This is a genomic window from Shewanella sp. MBTL60-112-B2 (genome assembly GCF_019655055.1).
Lineage (GTDB): Bacteria > Pseudomonadota > Gammaproteobacteria > Enterobacterales > Shewanellaceae > Shewanella.
Genome location: NZ_BPFA01000049.1, coordinates 1 through 16,815 on the forward strand (window position 1 = coordinate 1; position 16,815 = coordinate 16,815).

Annotated in this window: 16 protein-coding genes and 1 rRNA gene; 8 read left to right on the top strand and 9 right to left on the bottom strand. The window is 43.1% G+C overall.

Annotation, left to right across the window (positions count from 1 at the left end; all coding sequences use genetic code 11):
- Positions 1–11 precede the first annotated feature (11 nt).
- Positions 12–127, top strand: a 5S ribosomal RNA gene (rrf, locus tag K5Q73_RS20580).
- Between the two features lie 1,063 nt (positions 128–1,190).
- Here the strand turns inward: rrf and K5Q73_RS20585 are convergent.
- Genes K5Q73_RS20585 through xapA form a run of 3 tightly spaced genes read right to left on the bottom strand, consistent with a single transcriptional unit; the run spans position 1,191 to position 4,230 of the window.
- On the bottom strand, positions 1,191–2,063 hold the full coding sequence (locus tag K5Q73_RS20585; RefSeq protein WP_220759415.1) for a DMT family transporter: 873 nt from the start codon (positions 2,061–2,063) through the stop codon (positions 1,191–1,193).
- Positions 2,064–2,122: 59 nt separating this feature from the next.
- Entirely contained in the window at positions 2,123–3,385 is a 1,263-nt protein-coding gene (locus tag K5Q73_RS20590) for a NupC/NupG family nucleoside CNT transporter (RefSeq protein ID WP_220759414.1), read from the bottom strand.
- Between the two features lie 11 nt (positions 3,386–3,396).
- Positions 3,397–4,230: a xanthosine phosphorylase gene (gene xapA / locus K5Q73_RS20595; protein WP_220759413.1), complete on the bottom strand. Its 834-nt coding sequence runs from the start codon at positions 4,228–4,230 to the stop codon at positions 3,397–3,399.
- Between the two features lie 220 nt (positions 4,231–4,450).
- On the opposite strand from xapA, the gene K5Q73_RS20600 reads away from it, so the two are divergent.
- Entirely contained in the window at positions 4,451–5,392 is a 942-nt protein-coding gene (locus K5Q73_RS20600) for a LysR family transcriptional regulator (protein WP_259650704.1), read from the top strand.
- 77 nt (positions 5,393–5,469) lie between these two features.
- Here K5Q73_RS20600 and K5Q73_RS20605 read toward each other — a convergent pair whose 3' ends face one another.
- Complete coding sequence (locus tag K5Q73_RS20605) at positions 5,470–6,144, bottom strand: DUF2057 domain-containing protein (RefSeq protein WP_220759412.1); 675 nt, start codon at positions 6,142–6,144, stop codon at positions 5,470–5,472.
- A gap of 160 nt (positions 6,145–6,304) precedes the next feature.
- Here K5Q73_RS20605 and K5Q73_RS20610 point away from each other — a divergent pair, with 160 nt between their 5' ends.
- On the top strand, positions 6,305–6,676 hold the full coding sequence (locus K5Q73_RS20610) for a hypothetical protein (protein WP_308443277.1): 372 nt from the start codon (positions 6,305–6,307) through the stop codon (positions 6,674–6,676).
- Between the two features lie 108 nt (positions 6,677–6,784).
- Complete coding sequence (corA, locus tag K5Q73_RS20615; RefSeq protein WP_220759410.1) at positions 6,785–7,732, top strand: magnesium/cobalt transporter CorA; 948 nt, start codon at positions 6,785–6,787, stop codon at positions 7,730–7,732.
- Between the two features lie 67 nt (positions 7,733–7,799).
- Here the strand turns inward: corA and K5Q73_RS20620 are convergent, their stop codons facing one another.
- Positions 7,800–8,132 carry a DUF3135 domain-containing protein gene (locus K5Q73_RS20620; protein ID WP_220759409.1) on the bottom strand — a complete coding sequence of 111 codons (333 nt, stop codon included), beginning with the start codon at positions 8,130–8,132 and terminating at the stop codon, positions 7,800–7,802.
- A 75-nt stretch (positions 8,133–8,207) separates the two neighbouring features.
- On the bottom strand, positions 8,208–9,467 hold the full coding sequence (locus tag K5Q73_RS20625) for an HD-GYP domain-containing protein (protein ID WP_220759408.1): 1,260 nt from the start codon (positions 9,465–9,467) through the stop codon (positions 8,208–8,210).
- A 108-nt stretch (positions 9,468–9,575) separates the two neighbouring features.
- Between K5Q73_RS20625 and K5Q73_RS20630 the strand changes: the two genes are divergently transcribed.
- Positions 9,576–10,271 carry a 2OG-Fe(II) oxygenase gene (locus K5Q73_RS20630; protein ID WP_220759407.1) on the top strand — a complete coding sequence of 232 codons (696 nt, stop codon included), beginning with the start codon at positions 9,576–9,578 and terminating at the stop codon, positions 10,269–10,271.
- A gap of 81 nt (positions 10,272–10,352) precedes the next feature.
- Here K5Q73_RS20630 and K5Q73_RS20635 read toward each other — a convergent pair whose 3' ends face one another.
- Together K5Q73_RS20635 and K5Q73_RS20640 are read right to left on the bottom strand one after the other, a co-directional pair.
- Entirely contained in the window at positions 10,353–11,705 is a 1,353-nt protein-coding gene (locus K5Q73_RS20635) for a sensor histidine kinase (protein WP_220759406.1), read from the bottom strand.
- Complete coding sequence (locus tag K5Q73_RS20640) at positions 11,696–12,370, bottom strand: response regulator (RefSeq protein ID WP_220759405.1); 675 nt, start codon at positions 12,368–12,370, stop codon at positions 11,696–11,698. Before K5Q73_RS20640 ends, K5Q73_RS20635 begins: the two co-directional genes overlap by 10 nt.
- A 284-nt stretch (positions 12,371–12,654) precedes the next feature.
- Here K5Q73_RS20640 and K5Q73_RS20645 point away from each other — a divergent pair, with 284 nt between their 5' ends.
- From K5Q73_RS20645 to K5Q73_RS20655, 3 genes are all read left to right on the top strand, one after another.
- Positions 12,655–13,509: a putative selenate ABC transporter substrate-binding protein gene (locus tag K5Q73_RS20645; protein ID WP_220759404.1), complete on the top strand. Its 855-nt coding sequence runs from the start codon at positions 12,655–12,657 to the stop codon at positions 13,507–13,509.
- Positions 13,510–13,587: 78 nt separating this feature from the next.
- Positions 13,588–14,346 (top strand): ATP-binding cassette domain-containing protein, encoded by a 759-nt coding sequence (locus K5Q73_RS20650; RefSeq protein ID WP_220759403.1) that lies wholly within the window; start codon positions 13,588–13,590, stop codon positions 14,344–14,346.
- A 61-nt stretch (positions 14,347–14,407) separates the two neighbouring features.
- Positions 14,408–15,913: an ABC transporter permease gene (locus K5Q73_RS20655; protein ID WP_259650701.1), complete on the top strand. Its 1,506-nt coding sequence runs from the start codon at positions 14,408–14,410 to the stop codon at positions 15,911–15,913.
- A 73-nt stretch (positions 15,914–15,986) separates the two neighbouring features.
- Here K5Q73_RS20655 and K5Q73_RS20660 read toward each other — a convergent pair whose 3' ends face one another.
- Positions 15,987–16,331: a hypothetical protein gene (locus tag K5Q73_RS20660; protein ID WP_220759402.1), complete on the bottom strand. Its 345-nt coding sequence runs from the start codon at positions 16,329–16,331 to the stop codon at positions 15,987–15,989.
- Positions 16,332–16,815 lie beyond the last annotated feature (484 nt).

Sequence of the window (16,815 nt, forward strand, 5' to 3'; positions counted from 1 at the left end):
TACCCAATTTGTCTGGAAACCATAGAGCTGTGGCACCACCTGAATCCATTCCGAACTCAGAAGTGAAACGCAGTATCGCCGATGGTAGTGTGGGGTCTCCCCATGTGAGAGTAGGTCATTTCCAGGCTTTAAATTAAGTGAAGAAGCCACCTTATTAAGGTGGCTTTTTTGCGTTTGGCGTTTGTAAAATACCGAATGCTAACTTATCTAGAATACAGCTACCCGTTAAGGTGACAGCTTCACTTAAAGTAGGCATAAATGCCTACCCCCTACGTCAACCCGCCGCTGAGCGGGTTCTCCAGCTTCGTAACAAGTTACTCCGCGTTCAAGTCAGACTGAATACTGCGTATTCAAAGCGCCAGACTTTCACCCCCATGTGTTCGCTGTGCGAATCGAGGGCGATTATATGCTCCTGCATAATCGACACTTCCCACATCCATGTGGGTCGTAGGTCATTTCCAGGCGCCTATTTATTCTCGAAAGAGAAGTGAGAAAGCCAGCTACCATGTAGCGGGCTTTTTTACGTCTGGGATTTAGCAAATGAACCTGCTACCTCAGCCCGCTTTCTGCTAATTCGGGCTTCTTCGTGTCAAGCAAGGCAAAATATGGCGTATTTATCGACGTGTATTAGCACGCTAGTCGTTTGCTAGGCAAACAGAGTGGTTCATTTTCATGCTCATTGCTTATACGAACAGTAAAATCTCCAATAAAAAGTACTTATACCAATCAGCATAAGAAGTTGATCTACTCAGAGCTTTTTTTGGCAAACTAATTCAAGGCGAATAGCTGTAAGAATGGCTATTCCCTTACAACGCGAATCAACGCAGAAGTAGGCAGCCAAAAACGCTCCAGAATGACGAGTTTTAGCGATTCTGATGCTGTGGCTCTTAATGAACAAGAGGGAGCTTAACCCTAGTTCAACTATGCCCTTTACTCGTTGCAAACCACATGGATGTGGTGAATGTCATTAATGCAGGAGCAATTAATGACCTGCCTCAAAACCGCTAAACTCTCGCTGAGTGACTAAATGTTTATACTGATTGGTATTAGCTAAGGGGCTGAAAAAGGGGAAAGGTTTTAAGGTTGGATAGGTATAGGCCTATTACTCAGCAAAAATACTAAATGTGATTGCTGCTGAAGTGGACGAGGTAATGTTTTGATAAAAAACATTACCTCATATTGATGAGCGCTCACCGCTTTCGCATTAGTAAAGCCATTGCAAAGGTGACAGCCAATAACGCAGGTATTGCATAACCCCAGCTTATCTCAATAGAATCAGCTGTGAGTAATACAAAAACTGGTATTAAAAATATGTAGGCGGATACTTGTTCTGGCGCTAACCTGATGCTGGCTTTTTGAAACAGAAAGAAGCTGATTGCTGTTGCGAAAATGGCAAGATATAGCGTCGATAGCCAAGCATTTTGTGAGACGCGCCCCCAGTCATAGGCAGTAATTTCAGGTAATAATGCGAGTGAAAGAATAAAACTTGCTGCAATCAAGCTCCAGCCTGTAAAGACCATAAAGTTTTCTTGTCGATAACAGGCTTTGATAACCAAAGGATTAGCGGCCATAGCTACGCAGCCTAGCATAAAAAGGCTGTAGCCAGAGTTCCAGTTAATATCAACACTTGAGCTGCCTGCTTGCTGCATGACTAAGGCTAACGCACCAGCAAAACCTAATCCTAATGCCGCCCAGTTTGTTAACTTGCCGATGTGTCTATTGACTAAAACTACAAGTATGGCTGTTATTAGCGGTACGCAAGTGTACAGAGCGCTGGTTGCAAACGCTGTAGTTTGAGTTAGAGCACTGAACATTGCCGTAAAGTAAAACAGTGAAGGTAAACATACTAATGTGTAGCGCAGTAAACTCTTTCTACTCGGTAGTTGTAATTGCCGAGTTAGCGCTAGCAACAGAGTAAAAAGAATTGCCGCTATGACATATCTAAGCCAGGTAGCGATCATTGGCGGGACCTCTAACATTAGCTGCTTGCCGATAGGGAAGGTCATTGCGATCACAAAGGTGAAGATTAACATCTGTATGTGTGGCAAAGCGGACTTAAACATTTTAAAACCTTCAATAAAAAAGGGCGGAATGCCGCCCTTTATCTACAGTAGCCTAGGGATTAATTGGCTAAAGAGAAGAATATACCTGCAATAGCTGCACTCATTAAGTTGGAGCAAGTCGCAGCAACTACTGTGCGTAAACCGTACTTGGCGATGAAATCTGTTCTTGATGGGCAAAGCGTACCAAGACCACCAATCAAAATTCCCATAGAAGCTAAGTTAGCAAAACCACATAGAGCGAAGCTGATGATCACTTTACTCTTTTCCTGCAGTACTTGCAGACCAGCAGCAGATACCTGAGCATTTTCTTTTAGATATGGTGCTAAATCGCTATAGGCAACAAACTCGTTGACGATAAGCTTCTTACCAATCATAGAACCAGCAATAGCCATATCTGCAGCAGGTACACCTAGTAAGAATGCTAATGGTGCAAAGATCCAACCAAGGATCCCTTCAAGCGACAGTTGTAGGCCAATCACGTCACCAAGACTGCCAAGCAAGTTGTTGGCAAGTGTCACTAAGCCTATCATGGCGATTAACATGGCACCGATAGCTGCAGCGAGTTTTAGACCACTTGCCGCACCTTCACCTGCAGCTGCTAAAACGTTTACTGGCGGCTTCTCATCAAATTGGATTTTGCTATCCATGGTGTAGGTCGGAGTGCTAGTTTCTGGAAGAATTAATTTAGCAAACAGGACACCACCAGGAGCCGCCATAAATGATGCAGCAAGCAAGTACTCCATATCAACGCCCATCATAGCGTAACCTGCTAGTACGGTACCTGAAACAGATGCCATACCGCCACACATAACAGCGAAGAATTCAGAGTCGCTCATCTTCGCCATGTATGGCTTAATAACGAGTGGCGCTTCACTTTGACCAACAAAGATGTTTGACACTGCAGACATTGACTCTGGCTGCGAAGTACCAAGTGCTTTGGCCATACCGCCGCCAATGATGCGAATGATAAACTGCATAATGCCTAGATAGTATAAAACAGCAATAAGTGCAGAGAAGAATACTACAAGAGGCAAAACGTTTAGCGCAAAGACAAAGCCAATACCTTCTACAGAGAAGTTAACTAGGTTGCCAAACAGAAAGCGAATACCCGCTTTACCACTATCAAGCACCACATGCACGCCGTGTGACATAGATTCAAGCGCTTGGCGGCCAAGTGGTACATAGAGTACAAAGGCACCAATTAGGACTTGTAAGCCTAGCGCAGCACCAACGGTGCGAAGTTTGATTGAACGTCGACTAACTGAGCACGCGAAGCCTATGGCTAACAGCACTAGCATGCCGATAAATCCCATGAACATCATAGTACTATCCTCTACGCTTTGTTAACGCTATCGACGAATGCGTTAATTAGCTTTAAGAAGTCACTCTCAGCTAGTTTTGCGCACTTAAGAGTTTGCTCATGTGACAGCTTCACATCACCTAAGCCTTCAGCCATGTTGGTTATTGCACAAATAGCGAGTACAGGCAGGCCGCAGTGAGCAGCAGAGATAACCTCAGGTACAACTGACATACCCACTACATCACCGCCGATGATTTGCATCATGCGGATCTCGGCAGCAGTTTCAAAGCATGGACCAGGGTAAGAGACAAATACGCCTTCATTAACCGCAATATTTTCGGCTTTGGCGATAGCGAGTGCTTGCTCACGTAGATCTTTGTCATAGGCATTGGCAAGGCTGAAGAAACGTGGACCGTACTTGTCGTCGTTTGGCCCCGTCATTGGAGTGCTTGGCATAGTGTTGATGTGGTCTGAGAACACAACGAGTGAGCCAACATCGATGCGATCTGGGCGTAAAGAACCCGCTGCATTGGTCACTAGTAACATTTCGCAACCCAGAGTCTTGAAAGTACGAACTGGCGTTGTCATTACCTTCATTGACTCGTGCTCATAGAAGTGACCACGGCCTTTCATACAAGCAACTGGCACGCCGTTTAGGTAACCGAGAACCAATTCACCACTGTGACCTTCTACAGTGCTAACCGGAAAGCCATCTAGTTCTTGATAGCCAATGCTAACTTTATCTTCTAGTTTGTCAGCAAGTACACCTAGGCCTGAACCTAAGATCATTGCAATTCGTGGCTTAAAATCAGGTTTGTATTTTTCGATGGTAGCAACAGCATTTGGGACAGGATCATACAGAGACATTTTTTATTCCTAATTGGATTTGTTATTGGCCTCACGATATTCCTAAGCCATTTTGATTAAAATCACTAAAATCGACTCTAATGTGCTGTTTTTCGGCACAATGGAAAACTCGGTAATTTTGGGCGTGAAATCGGTTATTTAAAGCATTAAATATTGCTTTTTTGCGCAGTTATTACGCCAAAGTAGTGCTGATTACTGTAATGGAAAGGATATAAAATTTGTGAACAATGACCATAGCGTGGTGCCATTAGATTTAAAGAGTCTCTATTGGGCTGAGCGTATTAGCATGAAAATGCTGAGGTATTTTTATGTGGCCAGCCATAGCCAAACCTTGACCCAAGCCGCGCAGAGGCTCCATATATCAAAATCACCTTTAAGTGCACAGATGCGAGAGCTTGAAGCCATTCTCGGAGTGAAGCTATTTAGTCGTGAGCAAAGAAGTATTCAACTGACATCAGCGGGGTTGATGTTGCGCCATGAGTGCCAGTCGATTTTTAGTGTGATGGAAAGCTCGGTAAACAAAGTGACACAATATGCGCGGGAGACTCAAGGATACCTACGCCTTGGTATTGTGAGTTCGGTGTTTTGGGCAGGCTTCGGCCATGCTTGTCAACAGTTGAAAACTCAATATCCAAGTATTGAATTTGAGTTCTTGGAATTGTCACCACAGCAGCAGAAAGTAGCACTGTTTAATAATGAAATAGATATCGGTTTTGTGCGCTACGCAGACACCTTAGATATCTCCCCGTTAGAATCGTGTAATTTATATTGTGAGTCAATGGTGATTGCGCTATCGGATAAACATGAGCTTAGTAAGAGAACTCAGTTATGTTTATCGGAGCTGGCCAATGAAAAGTTTGTCATTATGAGTCAGAAAAACTCGGCATCAGCACAATTAGTGGTTAACCACTGCATCAAAGAAGGGTTTATACCTCAGATAACTCAGGAGGTGGTAGAGCCGATGACATTAATGAATGTGATTGAAAGTCATGCTGGGATCTCTGTTGTCCCCGATAGTTTTAGTCGTCAGAGTTGGAAACATGTTCGCTTCGTACCGATTGTTCAAGAGATCCACGCTAATATTTGCGCTGTCTACCATCCGCAAAAGATGACAGTTGAAAAGCAGGCGCTGATCCAGTCACTACACCAGTTTATGAACTAGATGCCGCCATATTCGTTAGCGGAAAATGCAAATAAAAAGCCCACTATAAAGTGGGCTTAGTTTTGCTCTTAGTTTAACTACTTGTCTTCAATGCGCTTTTTAAAGGCTTTTCGCGTTTCTTCATCAGCTTGTTGGTACCAAAAATCGAGCATTTGGCCTACATTAATCTGCTCGCCTTTTCCGCTTTGTGTCGTTGTTGCGCTTACACTCACTGCACTGGTAGCGGCTACAAGAGCAGCTGTTTGCGGCATTGCAATGCTTGCTGGCTCAATGTCCAGTGAGGCTGTTTGCTCGGTGAGGTTATAGGCTGCCATTTCAGCTTCATAGTCTCGACCTAATTGCAGACCTTTTTTTATCAGCATTCCTAACTCGAAGGTTACGGCATGATTGTTTTGGTCTTCTAGCGTTACCTCTGGGGACTGATTAAACTTGTCTGCTGCGTTGTTAGATCTAATTCGTGGCAAAGACAGTTTAAGTTGAGCATCATTTTCATCGAATTTGATGACAATTACATCTGATTGGAACTGGGTTTGAGAACCTTGTTGTTGGTAACGGCCAAGATATCGAAATGCTATCTGGTTTACACCATTATTAAGACTAAGCTGTTCTCGTCCGCTCGCATCGGCTCCATTTACTAGCACTAATTCAGAGTTTGAAGGCATAGAAAGGGTGACGTCAGCAAAAGCTGATGAACTCAACAGTAGCAGGGCACTACTTAAGGCACTACCTAAGACAAGAGCATAACGCTTCATTTGGGATCCTAATATCAATTAATGTCCTCTTTATAGCAGAAGGACGCAGAATTTGCATACCTAGGTGATTTTATTACAACCTTGTGTGCAAATGCTTGGATATTAATAACAGTTTATCCATTTTTTTATGGGTATAATTATTACAAATACCGTAAAAGGAATGTCTGTGCTAACTAAAATCTTAATCACCCTACTTATTATTGTTGGGGCTATGGTTTATATGCGAAAACCAAGAGAAAAGGGAGTCCGAGCCAGCACCAAAGAGCTAGGTAAGAATATAAAGCTGCGTATTGTTGCCTATGTGCTGATCGGTTTATCACTTACTGCAACTTCAGCATATTGGTATTGGGACTGGAGTGATGGCAATAAAGTTGTCAGTGTAACGATAGTGTCACCAATGAGTAATGAGTCAGTTGTTTACCAAGTTAGAAAGAAAGATATTGCTAGCAATGAGATAACAACTATTAACGGTATTCGCATTAGATTGTCCAATCAGGAACGAATTATCGTCGCCAACACAGTAAATAAGTAATCTTCATGGCTTTTTTTTCATGAGGCCTTTGCAATATCGCATTATAAGGTAAAATAGCCCACGTTTTTTTGTCCTAACTATTTGCTATATGTGTTTAAAGGAGGAGCTATGATAACAGCCTATGCCTATGAGGATCGTAAACTTACGATTATCGAATTGAGCATGAAGGACAACATCCCTCCCGGTATCATCTGGCTGGACTTATATAAACCTGACGAGCAGGAAAGAGAGTGGCTAAGCGGTTTTTCTGTTGAAGATGTGCCAGATGAAGAAGACATCAATGAGATTGAGGCTTCTGCACGTTTTTATCAAAATAAAGATGGACTGCACATCAACTCTTTGTTTCCACAACGTGCAGGCCAAGATGTTAAAGGGGTCAATGTCTCTTTTAATCTACGTAAAAGTTTCCTGCTAACCATTCGAGAAGAAGACGTTGGCCTGATCCGACTACTGCGTAACTACCTAAGACTTGGCAAAATAGAAGCGAGTACGCCTGAAGCGCTTTTATTAGAGCTATTTAATCTTAAGGTAGATTACCTGTCTGACTTAATTGAAGATGTTTATACTGTTCTTGAGAATGTGAGCGAAGAGGTATTTAAGAATGAAGAGCTTGATAATGTATTTAAGCTTATCACTCGTCAGGAAGATTCAAACGGTAAAATCCGTTTAAGCCTACTTGATACTCAACGTTCATTAAGGTTCATGCAGAAGTATTACCGCGCTCAACTATCTGATGATGAGCTTAAAGATCTGCGCGAGATGCTTTCAGATATCGAGTCTTTAATGCCTCATAGCCAGTTTATTTTCGATAAGCTAAATTTCTTACTCGATGCGGCGATGGGATTTAGTGGGTTACAACAAAATAAAATTATTAAGATTTTCTCGGTTGCGGCAGTCGTTTTCTTACCGCCTACTGTAATAGCAAGTTCTTACGGCATGAACTTTGTCAATATGCCTGAGCTTGATTGGAGGTTTGGTTATCCAATGGCTATTGCTATGATGTTTGGTAGTGCAGCAGGAACCTACTTGTTCTTCAAGCGGAAAGGTTGGCTATAACACCGATTTAATGTTGAATTAAAAAGCTCGCGAATGCGAGCTTTTTGCTATTAAAGTGATAAAACACCTATCTAGTATTCTTTCGCAAGTGAACGACTTCAGCTTTGTTTTGAAGAAACTGCTCCGGTTGGCAGTAAGCTTGGTTCAATAAGGTTAACTTTTGAAACATTAGGCTACTCATAAGGTGGCAGCGTTGGTAGGGGGTTTTACACAGGGCTAAGCGTTTATTTATATGATCGAGTAGAGAAGTTAGATTTGCTCTATTATGCTCACTGCTTTGTGCAATCGTCTCTTTACTCAACCTTTTCTGGAGAGCATCCAGCTTCTCCGGGGTGTTCTCTGCCATCCATAACAGTCTGTCAAAGCTTGGTAGTTCAGTCATAAATACCGCTCCCGACATAAAAGTTAGTAGAATTAACCTTAGTTAGTCGAGAGGGTTTCAGCAAGAAATGGGTTGTTTTGCCCTAATATGCTATTACTTTTCGGCTCCAAAGAAGTAGCTGATCTTTTCCCTTGGGTTAAGATATTTCAGCACTTTTTCAGGCAATGCTGCTAAGGGTAAACATCTAACGATAGTCAGGCCTTCACTCGCTAGATCAACAATCGGTGCTTGCTCCTTCGGAACGCTTGGGTCGTAAACCAGAACTCTAGGTAGCAAAATTTTGCTCAAATTAACTGACATTACCATAGCAAATTGTCCTGATGATAGTTCAACCACGCTGCCTGGAGGGTAAACCCCTAACATTTTGACTAAACGATTAATCACCTGCTGATTAAGCTGGCTCTGATAGTTTTTATACAGATAACCAAGCGCAGAGTATGGGGTTCTGGCTTTTTTACTCCTGTCCGAATGGCACAGATTGTCGTAAGTATTTATCGCGCATACCAACTGGCTTAATTTATCTAAGTCTTTTTCTAATAGCCCCTTAGGTGTGCCTGAACCATCTAGATATTCGTGGTGATTTAAGATGATTGGTAGCGCTTCTTGGGGGAAATTATCAGCAAGCTTGATAATTTCCGCTCCCATTGCTGGATGCTGGTTAAAATATATCTGCTCAGAGTGTGTAAAAGGTGTCGTTTTACGCAGCAATTGAGTTGGTACCTTAAGCTTGCCTATGTCATGAAAGAGCGCGCCCATACCGACCAGCTCAATTTCTTTACGGTTCCAGCCAAGTTCTTTAGCTATTAGCATCGAAAGCACTGCAACGTTAAGAGAGTGGTAATAAATGCCTTCATCACTCTTAGCATCGGCCATAAGATGAAGCACTAGCTTGTCATCTGTGAGTAGCTGATTACAGACGCCATGAATAAGCTCTTTGGCCTCATTAACAGCCTCTAGCGGCCGGTTGCGTAATTTACTGGTGAGGTTACGCATCATGGCAACATTACGAATGAAGTGCTTCTCGGTTTTTTGCAAATGACGTCTTAAGGACTGCTGCTCATCGATACTTTTGGTTTTTTGCTGGTTTAACTCACCAGTTATCTGCTCAAGATTGCTATCTATAATTTGAGGTTTTTGCTGCTTAGCTTCTAAGCTTGAAAGTGGTTGAGTATCGCTACGTTCTGGACGGACGTAGACAAACTCGATGCCGAGATTCTTTATCAGTTCAATTTGAGTTTGCTGCTTAATCTTGAAGCTATTGAATATGAATGGATGGTCTTTCCATGCAATGGGTAACCTAACAAAGTTCCCGATTTGCAGCTGCCCGACAGCGACTTTACAACTATTTGTCATGGGTATAATTTTTTACTTTTCCTAATTTGCTATTTTAACTCAAGTTATATAATTTACAATTACTTAACTGATAAATTTACATAGCGTAGTGTTAAAAGGAGAGTATTAATGGACTTCATTGAAATCTACCCAAATGCGATTCCTGATGAATTCTGTGATGAGTTGATTAACAACTTTGATAGCCACTCAGGAGTGAGTCCGGGAAGCACCGGTGGTGGAGTAGATGAGTCCAAAAAGCGCAGTTTTGACTTAATGCTTGACTCTTATGAAGACTTAACACCACTGAAGAATAAATTACTGGATTATACGCTTGCCCACGCGACCCAGTATTTTGATAAGTATGCGATGGCATTAATGGGCGCTGTGTCGGTAAGTGTTGCCGACCCAAATGGCCAGCCTATAACGTTAACGCCAGCTAATTTTGACGAATTAGGCAAAGGTCGAACCGAAGCCATAGTTAAATATCTTTATCGAAGTGGCAGTATCAACGTTCAAAAGTATCAACAAGCTAAAGGGGGCTATCCCCATTGGCATTCTGAGCAATTTCCACAGATTGGACATAATGAAGCGCTGCACAGAGTGGTGCTATATATGTTTTATTTGAACGATGTGGAAGAGGGCGGCGAGACGGAGTTCTATTACCAAAAGAAGCTGATTAAACCTAAGAAGGGGACTATGGTTATTGCCCCTGCAAGTTTCACTCACTCCCATAGAGGTAATGTGCCTCTCAGTGGCGACAAGTATATCGCCACATCTTGGATCATGTTTAATCGCGCAGAGCAGTTATACGGGCAGGCAAAATAATAAGGGCTATTGAATTAGGGATAACAAGCATTACTGCCGATGTTATCCCTAGATGCCAAATCAATGGGTGACGAGTTCAGCTTAAATAGGGATTGAAATCCTAAAGCAAGCACCTTCAAGCTCGGAAGTTTCGATACTGAGTCGGCCACCATAACTGATGACAATCTCATTACACACCGCCAGCCCAATACCTTGGCCAGCTTTTTGGGTGTCGGCTCGCACCCCTCGCTCAATAATGTTTTGCCTAATACTCTCTTCAACCCCTGGACCGTCATCTTCAACCAAGAGTTCAAACTCACCGGCATCGTTGTAATAAGACGATACCCGCACTGTAGTAATACATAGCTTAAAGGCATTCTCCATCAGATTGCCACAAAGTTCCATCAAGTCCCCTTTATCACCTGGGAACACATGGTCTTTATGAATCACGGCTTCAAATTGCACCTGCTTATCGCGATAAACTTTGAATAACATCTGCGCTAGCTGATCGACCAAAGGTGCAATTTGCGTTTGCTCTTGTTTCAAGCCTTTGCGGCCAAGCATGGCGCGTTTCAATTGATATTTCACCAATTGATCCATCTGGCTGACTTGCTCCATGATTTTCTCGCTGCAGGCATCTTTGTCGAGTGTTCTGTCATCGGTAATAGCATGGACCGCTGCTAGGCGAGTTTTAAGGCTATGAGCCAAATCATTCATCGCGTTTTGATAGCGCTGCTGCTGAGCACTCGATTGTACCAATAGTTGGTTCAATGCTTGAGTGACACCTTCAAGCTCTACTGGATAGCCATCAGAAAGTGATTTTGCTTTTCCGCTATTGACTGATTGCAGTTCGTTTTTAAGTCGAACCAAGGGTCTCATTCCCCAATAAGCAGCACTGATCAAAAGCACTAGCGCTAGGGCTAGAACCATGGCTAAACGTATATAGGTTAGACGACTGAACTTACTGTATTCTTCTTCGAGTTTTTCGGCATCTTTCAATACCAGTAGATTGTACTTGTTACCTGCAATATCTAAAGATAACAGGTAGATAAAGTAGCCTTTGTTGTCAGCAAGTGGCAGGTAGTAAGGGGGAGAGCTGTTTCTAATCTCGTTAAAGCGCTCGCAGGTGTCAAATAAACCACGATCCACCGCTAGTGAAGAGGTCCAGACTTGATTGAAGGTATTATCACAGCTGGCGATAATATAGCGCTGTGCGGCGTTATTCTCTTCTAGCCATTCATCACTAGTGTCAGGAATAAGATCGTGTTCCCTAAGCTCGGCGGCTACTTTGGGGATCTCTGAAATCAGCTCTGCGGTTTCTTCGTTATAACTATTTTGGGCATGGAGAATATTAACCATCCACGCCAGACCAAAGCCTACGAGAGCAATAATGGATAAAGAGGTAAGAAACATCCGCGTTAGCAGACGTTTCTTCGGTTTAAATTTTAATTGCATGGCAGATTGAATTTATACCCTTGGCCTCGAATAGTTACGATAGGGTTTTCTATTCCGCCTTTGGTGAGCTTCTTACGCAGGCGGCTGACCATAACTTCGATAGTATTAGGATCGCCTTCCTTATCGCCATAGATCACATCTAACAGACGCTGTTTAGCAACGACTTCATGGCAGTGTCGCATTAGGTATTCAAGAATTAAGTATTCGAATGCCGTCACTTCCATAGGTTGCTCATTAAGGCTGACTTGCTTAGCTGCAAGGTCAAGCTCAAGGGCTCCGCTAGTGATTTGAGGCTTTACAAAGCCAGCACTACGACGCACTAGAGCATCTAGGCGAGCGACTAACTCTTCTTTTTGAAAAGGCTTAACTAGGTAATCATCGGCGCCAGCATTGAGGCCTTCTACCTTATCTTGCCAATTCACCCGAGCGGTCAGAATAAGTACAGGGGCTTTAAGGCCATTATCTCTAAGGCTCTGAATCAAGCTAATCCCATCTTGATCGGGGAGGCCTAAATCGACGATAGCAACATCGATAGGGTAGTTAGTCGCTTGATAAAATCCCTCTTTTGCTGTCAATGCAACCTGAACTTGATTTCCTAATTCACTGAGTTGCACTTTTAGGTGGTGAGATAAAATTGGGTCATCTTCAACAACTAATATACGCATAGTCAAAATATCCTTGAATTCAATACCGATTAGTTTACGCAGAATTAACGCAGCTGCCAACTAAGTGTTTCTAAGTAGAGAAAGTTTACGGCCAAGAAACTTAACCTCGGCTGAACTTTACTTCTTATCGTTCATTTTTGCTGCTACTTGGAACTAAATCATGATTTTTAGCTATAAAGTTCATGATTTATGCAATTAGACATTATTTTGTGTCGTTAACTCTGGGTTTGTTGCTGCTTTTTCGTTAATATTCCGTAAAAATTTATCAGCTAAAGGATTAAGATATGTCGTTTGTTAGGCTATTTACAGGGTTCGCACTGCTTTTACTCGCACCAAGTGTAATGGCCACAACGTTTACGTTTACAGCGATACCCGATGAAGACGAGAGTCAATTAAGAACCAGATTTGAAAAAGTTGCCGTCTACCTAGAAGAAAAACTCGGAGTAGAAGTTAAATATGTACCGGTAAAATCTTATTCTGCAGCCGTCACTGCATTTCGTAATAACCAAGTCCAATTAGCTTGGTTTGGTGGTCTTTCTGGCGTACAGGCTCGCCGTTTGGTACCTGGTTCCCAAGCTATAGCGCAAGGCTATGAAGATCAATTTTTCAAGAGTTACTTTATTGCTCACTCCTCGGCTGAGATCATGCCAAGTGATAGTTTTCCTAATTTAAATGGTTATACCTTTACCTATGGGTCTAAAAATTCGACCTCTGGCCGTCTGATGCCACAGTTCTTTATTGAGCGAAATCTAGGTAAGAATAGTAAGGATATCTTTAAGCGAATCGGTTATTCCGGTGACCATAGCCGTACCATTGCGCAGGTGCAGGCAGGTGTTTATCAAGTAGGAGCTGTCAATTACAAAGTATGGGAAACCGCTCTAGCCAACGGCAAAGTGGACCTTAATAAAGTAAGCGTTATTTGGGAAACCCCAGCATACCCAGATTATCAATGGACCATACGTGGTGATGTTGACGGTGAATTTGGCGCAGGCTTTAGTGAGAAAGTGACCGCTGCACTCATAAGTATGAAAGATCCTGAACTGCTTGAAAGCTTTCCTCGTCAGTCATTTATCCCGGCTGATAACCGAGATTATGAAGCGATAGAAAATGTCGCCAAAACCATAGGCCTAATTGATTGAAGCTTATTTGGTTCACTCTAAGCTGGCTCACTCTAGGTTGGTCATTCTAAGTTGGTCCAGGCTAAGTTGAAGCTGCCTATGTTAACTGTAGAGCAACTAGTGGTTCAGTTTGAAGACAAGACAGCCGTCAGTATTGATGAGCTGTCTTTTTACCATGGTGAAAAAGTGGCCATTATTGGGCGTTCAGGTTGCGGTAAGTCGACCTTAATCAACCATGTCTTTGAACAGCTTAGGCCAACCGCTGCGCTGTGCTCGCAACGCCAAGGATTAGTTGAAAATTTAAGTGTATTCCATAATATTTTTATGGGTGCGCTAAATCGGCATAGTTGGATATACAACCTTGCCAACCTTGTCTATCCATTTAAAGGGCCGCGACAAGCCATACAACAAATTGCAGACACACTCGAACTCGATTGCTCACTATCTCAAGCCGTCTCAGCACTCTCAGGCGGACAGCGGCAGCGTGTCGCCCTCGGACGGGCCCTTTATCAGCGTCAGGCGCTGTTTATTGGTGATGAAGCCTTCTCGGCACTCGATCCTGTGATGGGACAACGCTTATTAACTCAGGTTTTGGACCGGCACAGATCTGTTATCATGGTTTTGCATGATATGGATATGGCATTGACGCATTTTGACAGGGTTATCGGGCTACGAGAGGGCAAAAAAGTCCTCGATATAGATGCTAAATTTCTCAACCTCACTACTCTCGAAGCCTTTTATAAAGATAGCTCTGATACTGTTTCTGCTGGTGGGCTCAATGAGGGTGACAAGTGTGTCAAGAATAAGTCTGAAACAGCTCAAATAGAACCACTTCAAAGCGTCGTTAAGCGTTATTAGCTTACCTCTTCAACAGCTCGCTACACCGAGCCTATTTACTTTTGTAGGTTACTGGAAAAAAGTGACCTTAGCGCTGTGGGCTGTCTCACTGCTGTGTTTTTATTTTGCCGATACCGAGGTGATAGCACTCGATCCATGGAGTGAATTGTTACTGATGGCCAAGGGCTTTATTACTCCCGATTTTTTTGCCACCGAATATTTGATGGAAGCGCTTTGGCAAACTATTAGCTTTGCACTCTTGGGTGTGATTATCGCATTGGTTTGTGGGGCGCCACTGGCTTTGGTGTATCACAAGCCCTATATCGCAGCGATGTGTTCGTTCATTCGCTCAATTCATGAGATCTTCTGGGCGTTACTTTTTTTACAAATTTTTGGCTTATCGCCACTCACTGGGATCTTGGCTATAGCATTGCCTTATGGCGCGACGTTTGCGCGGGTCTTCAGCGATATTTTGCAGCAAGCTCCCACATCGACTTTGCAGACTCTACCTTATAGAACTGACCGAATTAGTCGCTATTTCTATGGGAGACTGGCCCATGTGCTTGTCCCAGTTCGCGCTTATGTGCGCTACCGATTTGAGTGTGCGTTAAGAAGTAGCGCAGTGTTAGGCTTTGTGGGAATGCCCACCTTAGGCTTCTATTTAGAGACTGCATTTCGACAAGGTCATTACCAGCAAGGGGCTGCACTGCTGATGTTGTTTATCACCTTGATAGGCACCATTCCTTATTGGTGTCGTGTGAAGGCATTGCCAGTTTATGTTGTACTGGCAATATGGGCACTGCCAGAGATACCAAATATTGATGGAGCATTGATTTGGCGTTTCTTAAGTCAAGATATCTTACCGCCCATGTTTCAAAATCAGGCGCTTCAAAGTCAGATGCTTCAAAGCGAGGCGTTACAAGCCAGTTCAATGATAAGCAGCGATGTGTTCAGTCAGTTCTATGATTGGATGAGTCAGTTGTTAATTGAGCAAGCGCTACCTGGAGTCATCGCCACTTTACTGTTAGCGCTAGCGGCCCTTGGATTGAGTCATATTTTTGCCCTAATTGGCAGTGCTATTAGTGACAAGCGTTTGAGTGGTGGCGTGATAGCGAACGTAAACCGCTTACTGTTACTTATCTTAAGATCGGTACCAGAATATATTTTGGCCTTCGTGTTTATGTTGCTGCTCGGACCGTCGATGTTACCCGCCATATTGGCATTAGCTATCCATAATGGCGCGTTGATTGCGTATCTCACCATCAGGCATGCCGATAACGTGGGTGTCTCTGCACACTTTACTCATCGAATAGACGGATATGGATACGAAGTTATGCCAGCCATATATCCGAATATGATGGCATTATTGTTTTATCGTTTCGAGGTGATCTTAAGAGAGACGGCAATATTGGGGATGCTTGGCATTGCCACTTTAGGGTTTTATATCGACAGTAACTTTGCGGAAATTCGTTTTAACGGCGCCTTAGTACTGATGTGTGTTACCGCCTTGGTAAATATATTGGTCGATATCTTGAGTCGGAGGATACTGTATTCTAAAGACAAAAGTCAGCTAGGCTGCGCACATTAGTTACGTCAGCCTCTGACTCGCTCGCTTCGAAGCATAGGTATAGCGTCAGCTATGTCCAATTTTAGAAGGATTATTAACTAAAAATTTTACGCTGATTACGCTTTTGAATGATGCCATTACAGCACCATGCTGCAAATAGGGTAAAGGCGATAACACCAGCCATAATCGCACTCAAGCGATACCAAGGCGCTTCAGCAATAATTCTCATCTGTACATATTCAAAGCTACTCACGCCCCATACAAGAACTGCAGAAACGATAAGGCCTAGCTGCAGTAATCGAGTCGCCCAAGTGGTTTTAATAAATAGCAACAGCGGACATAGAGCAAAAGCGATACAGGCCTCGTTTTGGCCAAAGCGTAAAAAGTGTGCGCCAATAAGTAGATAAGCTAGAGAAATAAGAAGGATTCGCCACCACATGACCGGTTACCTTAAGAAGTTATGATTGTGATATAGAGCTTACGTGAAAGCATAAGAGGTATTCTATAGGTGGCTTCACATTAATGAGATTTACCCAGATAGGTTAACCGTATAAGTAACATCAGGGGAGGGCTGAGCGGGACTTGGTCATTCACCGGCTCTAGCTCTCTTTATCTTTACCTTCGTGCTCTTCGTGAAAGCGTAGTGCTTCGTGGTGGGGTTAGTGCTTTTTAAAAAGTAACTTATACGACAAAATTCCTTGGTGCTCACAAATACTTTCAGCGTTCGTTAACTCATTTCTGGACAAAAGCTATTCACCACGAATAAAGACTACAGTTCGCAGTAAGCTCAGATGTCGCTACTGCTGTGGAACGCTATAAAGCCGTCCTTGGCCGCTCTGCGGTTTCATCCTTGAAACCGAAGCCCACAGCCGTACCGACATCTGAATCATCATCCTTCCGAATTAGTTATCTCAGATGTTTCA

What these genes read in the sequence shown, in the direction of transcription:
- K5Q73_RS20660 (WP_220759402.1), bottom strand. Translation starts at nt 16,331, where the DNA reads ATGTGGTGGCGAATCCTTCTTATTTCTCTAGCTTATCTACTTATTGGC.
- K5Q73_RS20620 (WP_220759409.1), bottom strand. Translation starts at nt 8,132, where the DNA reads ATGTCGGGAGCGGTATTTATGACTGAACTACCAAGCTTTGACAGACTG.
- K5Q73_RS20605 (WP_220759412.1), bottom strand. Translation starts at nt 6,144, where the DNA reads ATGAAGCGTTATGCTCTTGTCTTAGGTAGTGCCTTAAGTAGTGCCCTG.
- xapA (WP_220759413.1), bottom strand. Translation starts at nt 4,230, where the DNA reads ATGTCTCTGTATGATCCTGTCCCAAATGCTGTTGCTACCATCGAAAAA.
- K5Q73_RS20585 (WP_220759415.1), bottom strand. Translation starts at nt 2,063, where the DNA reads ATGTTTAAGTCCGCTTTGCCACACATACAGATGTTAATCTTCACCTTT.
- K5Q73_RS20625 (WP_220759408.1), bottom strand. Translation starts at nt 9,467, where the DNA reads ATGACAAATAGTTGTAAAGTCGCTGTCGGGCAGCTGCAAATCGGGAAC.
- K5Q73_RS20650 (WP_220759403.1), top strand. Translation starts at nt 13,588, where the DNA reads ATGTTAACTGTAGAGCAACTAGTGGTTCAGTTTGAAGACAAGACAGCC.
- K5Q73_RS20590 (WP_220759414.1), bottom strand. Translation starts at nt 3,385, where the DNA reads ATGATGTTCATGGGATTTATCGGCATGCTAGTGCTGTTAGCCATAGGC.
- K5Q73_RS20645 (WP_220759404.1), top strand. Translation starts at nt 12,655, where the DNA reads ATGTCGTTTGTTAGGCTATTTACAGGGTTCGCACTGCTTTTACTCGCA.
- K5Q73_RS20640 (WP_220759405.1), bottom strand. Translation starts at nt 12,370, where the DNA reads ATGCGTATATTAGTTGTTGAAGATGACCCAATTTTATCTCACCACCTA.
- K5Q73_RS20635 (WP_220759406.1), bottom strand. Translation starts at nt 11,705, where the DNA reads ATGCAATTAAAATTTAAACCGAAGAAACGTCTGCTAACGCGGATGTTT.
- corA (WP_220759410.1), top strand. Translation starts at nt 6,785, where the DNA reads ATGATAACAGCCTATGCCTATGAGGATCGTAAACTTACGATTATCGAA.
- K5Q73_RS20610 (WP_308443277.1), top strand. Translation starts at nt 6,305, where the DNA reads ATGTCTGTGCTAACTAAAATCTTAATCACCCTACTTATTATTGTTGGG.
- K5Q73_RS20630 (WP_220759407.1), top strand. Translation starts at nt 9,576, where the DNA reads ATGGACTTCATTGAAATCTACCCAAATGCGATTCCTGATGAATTCTGT.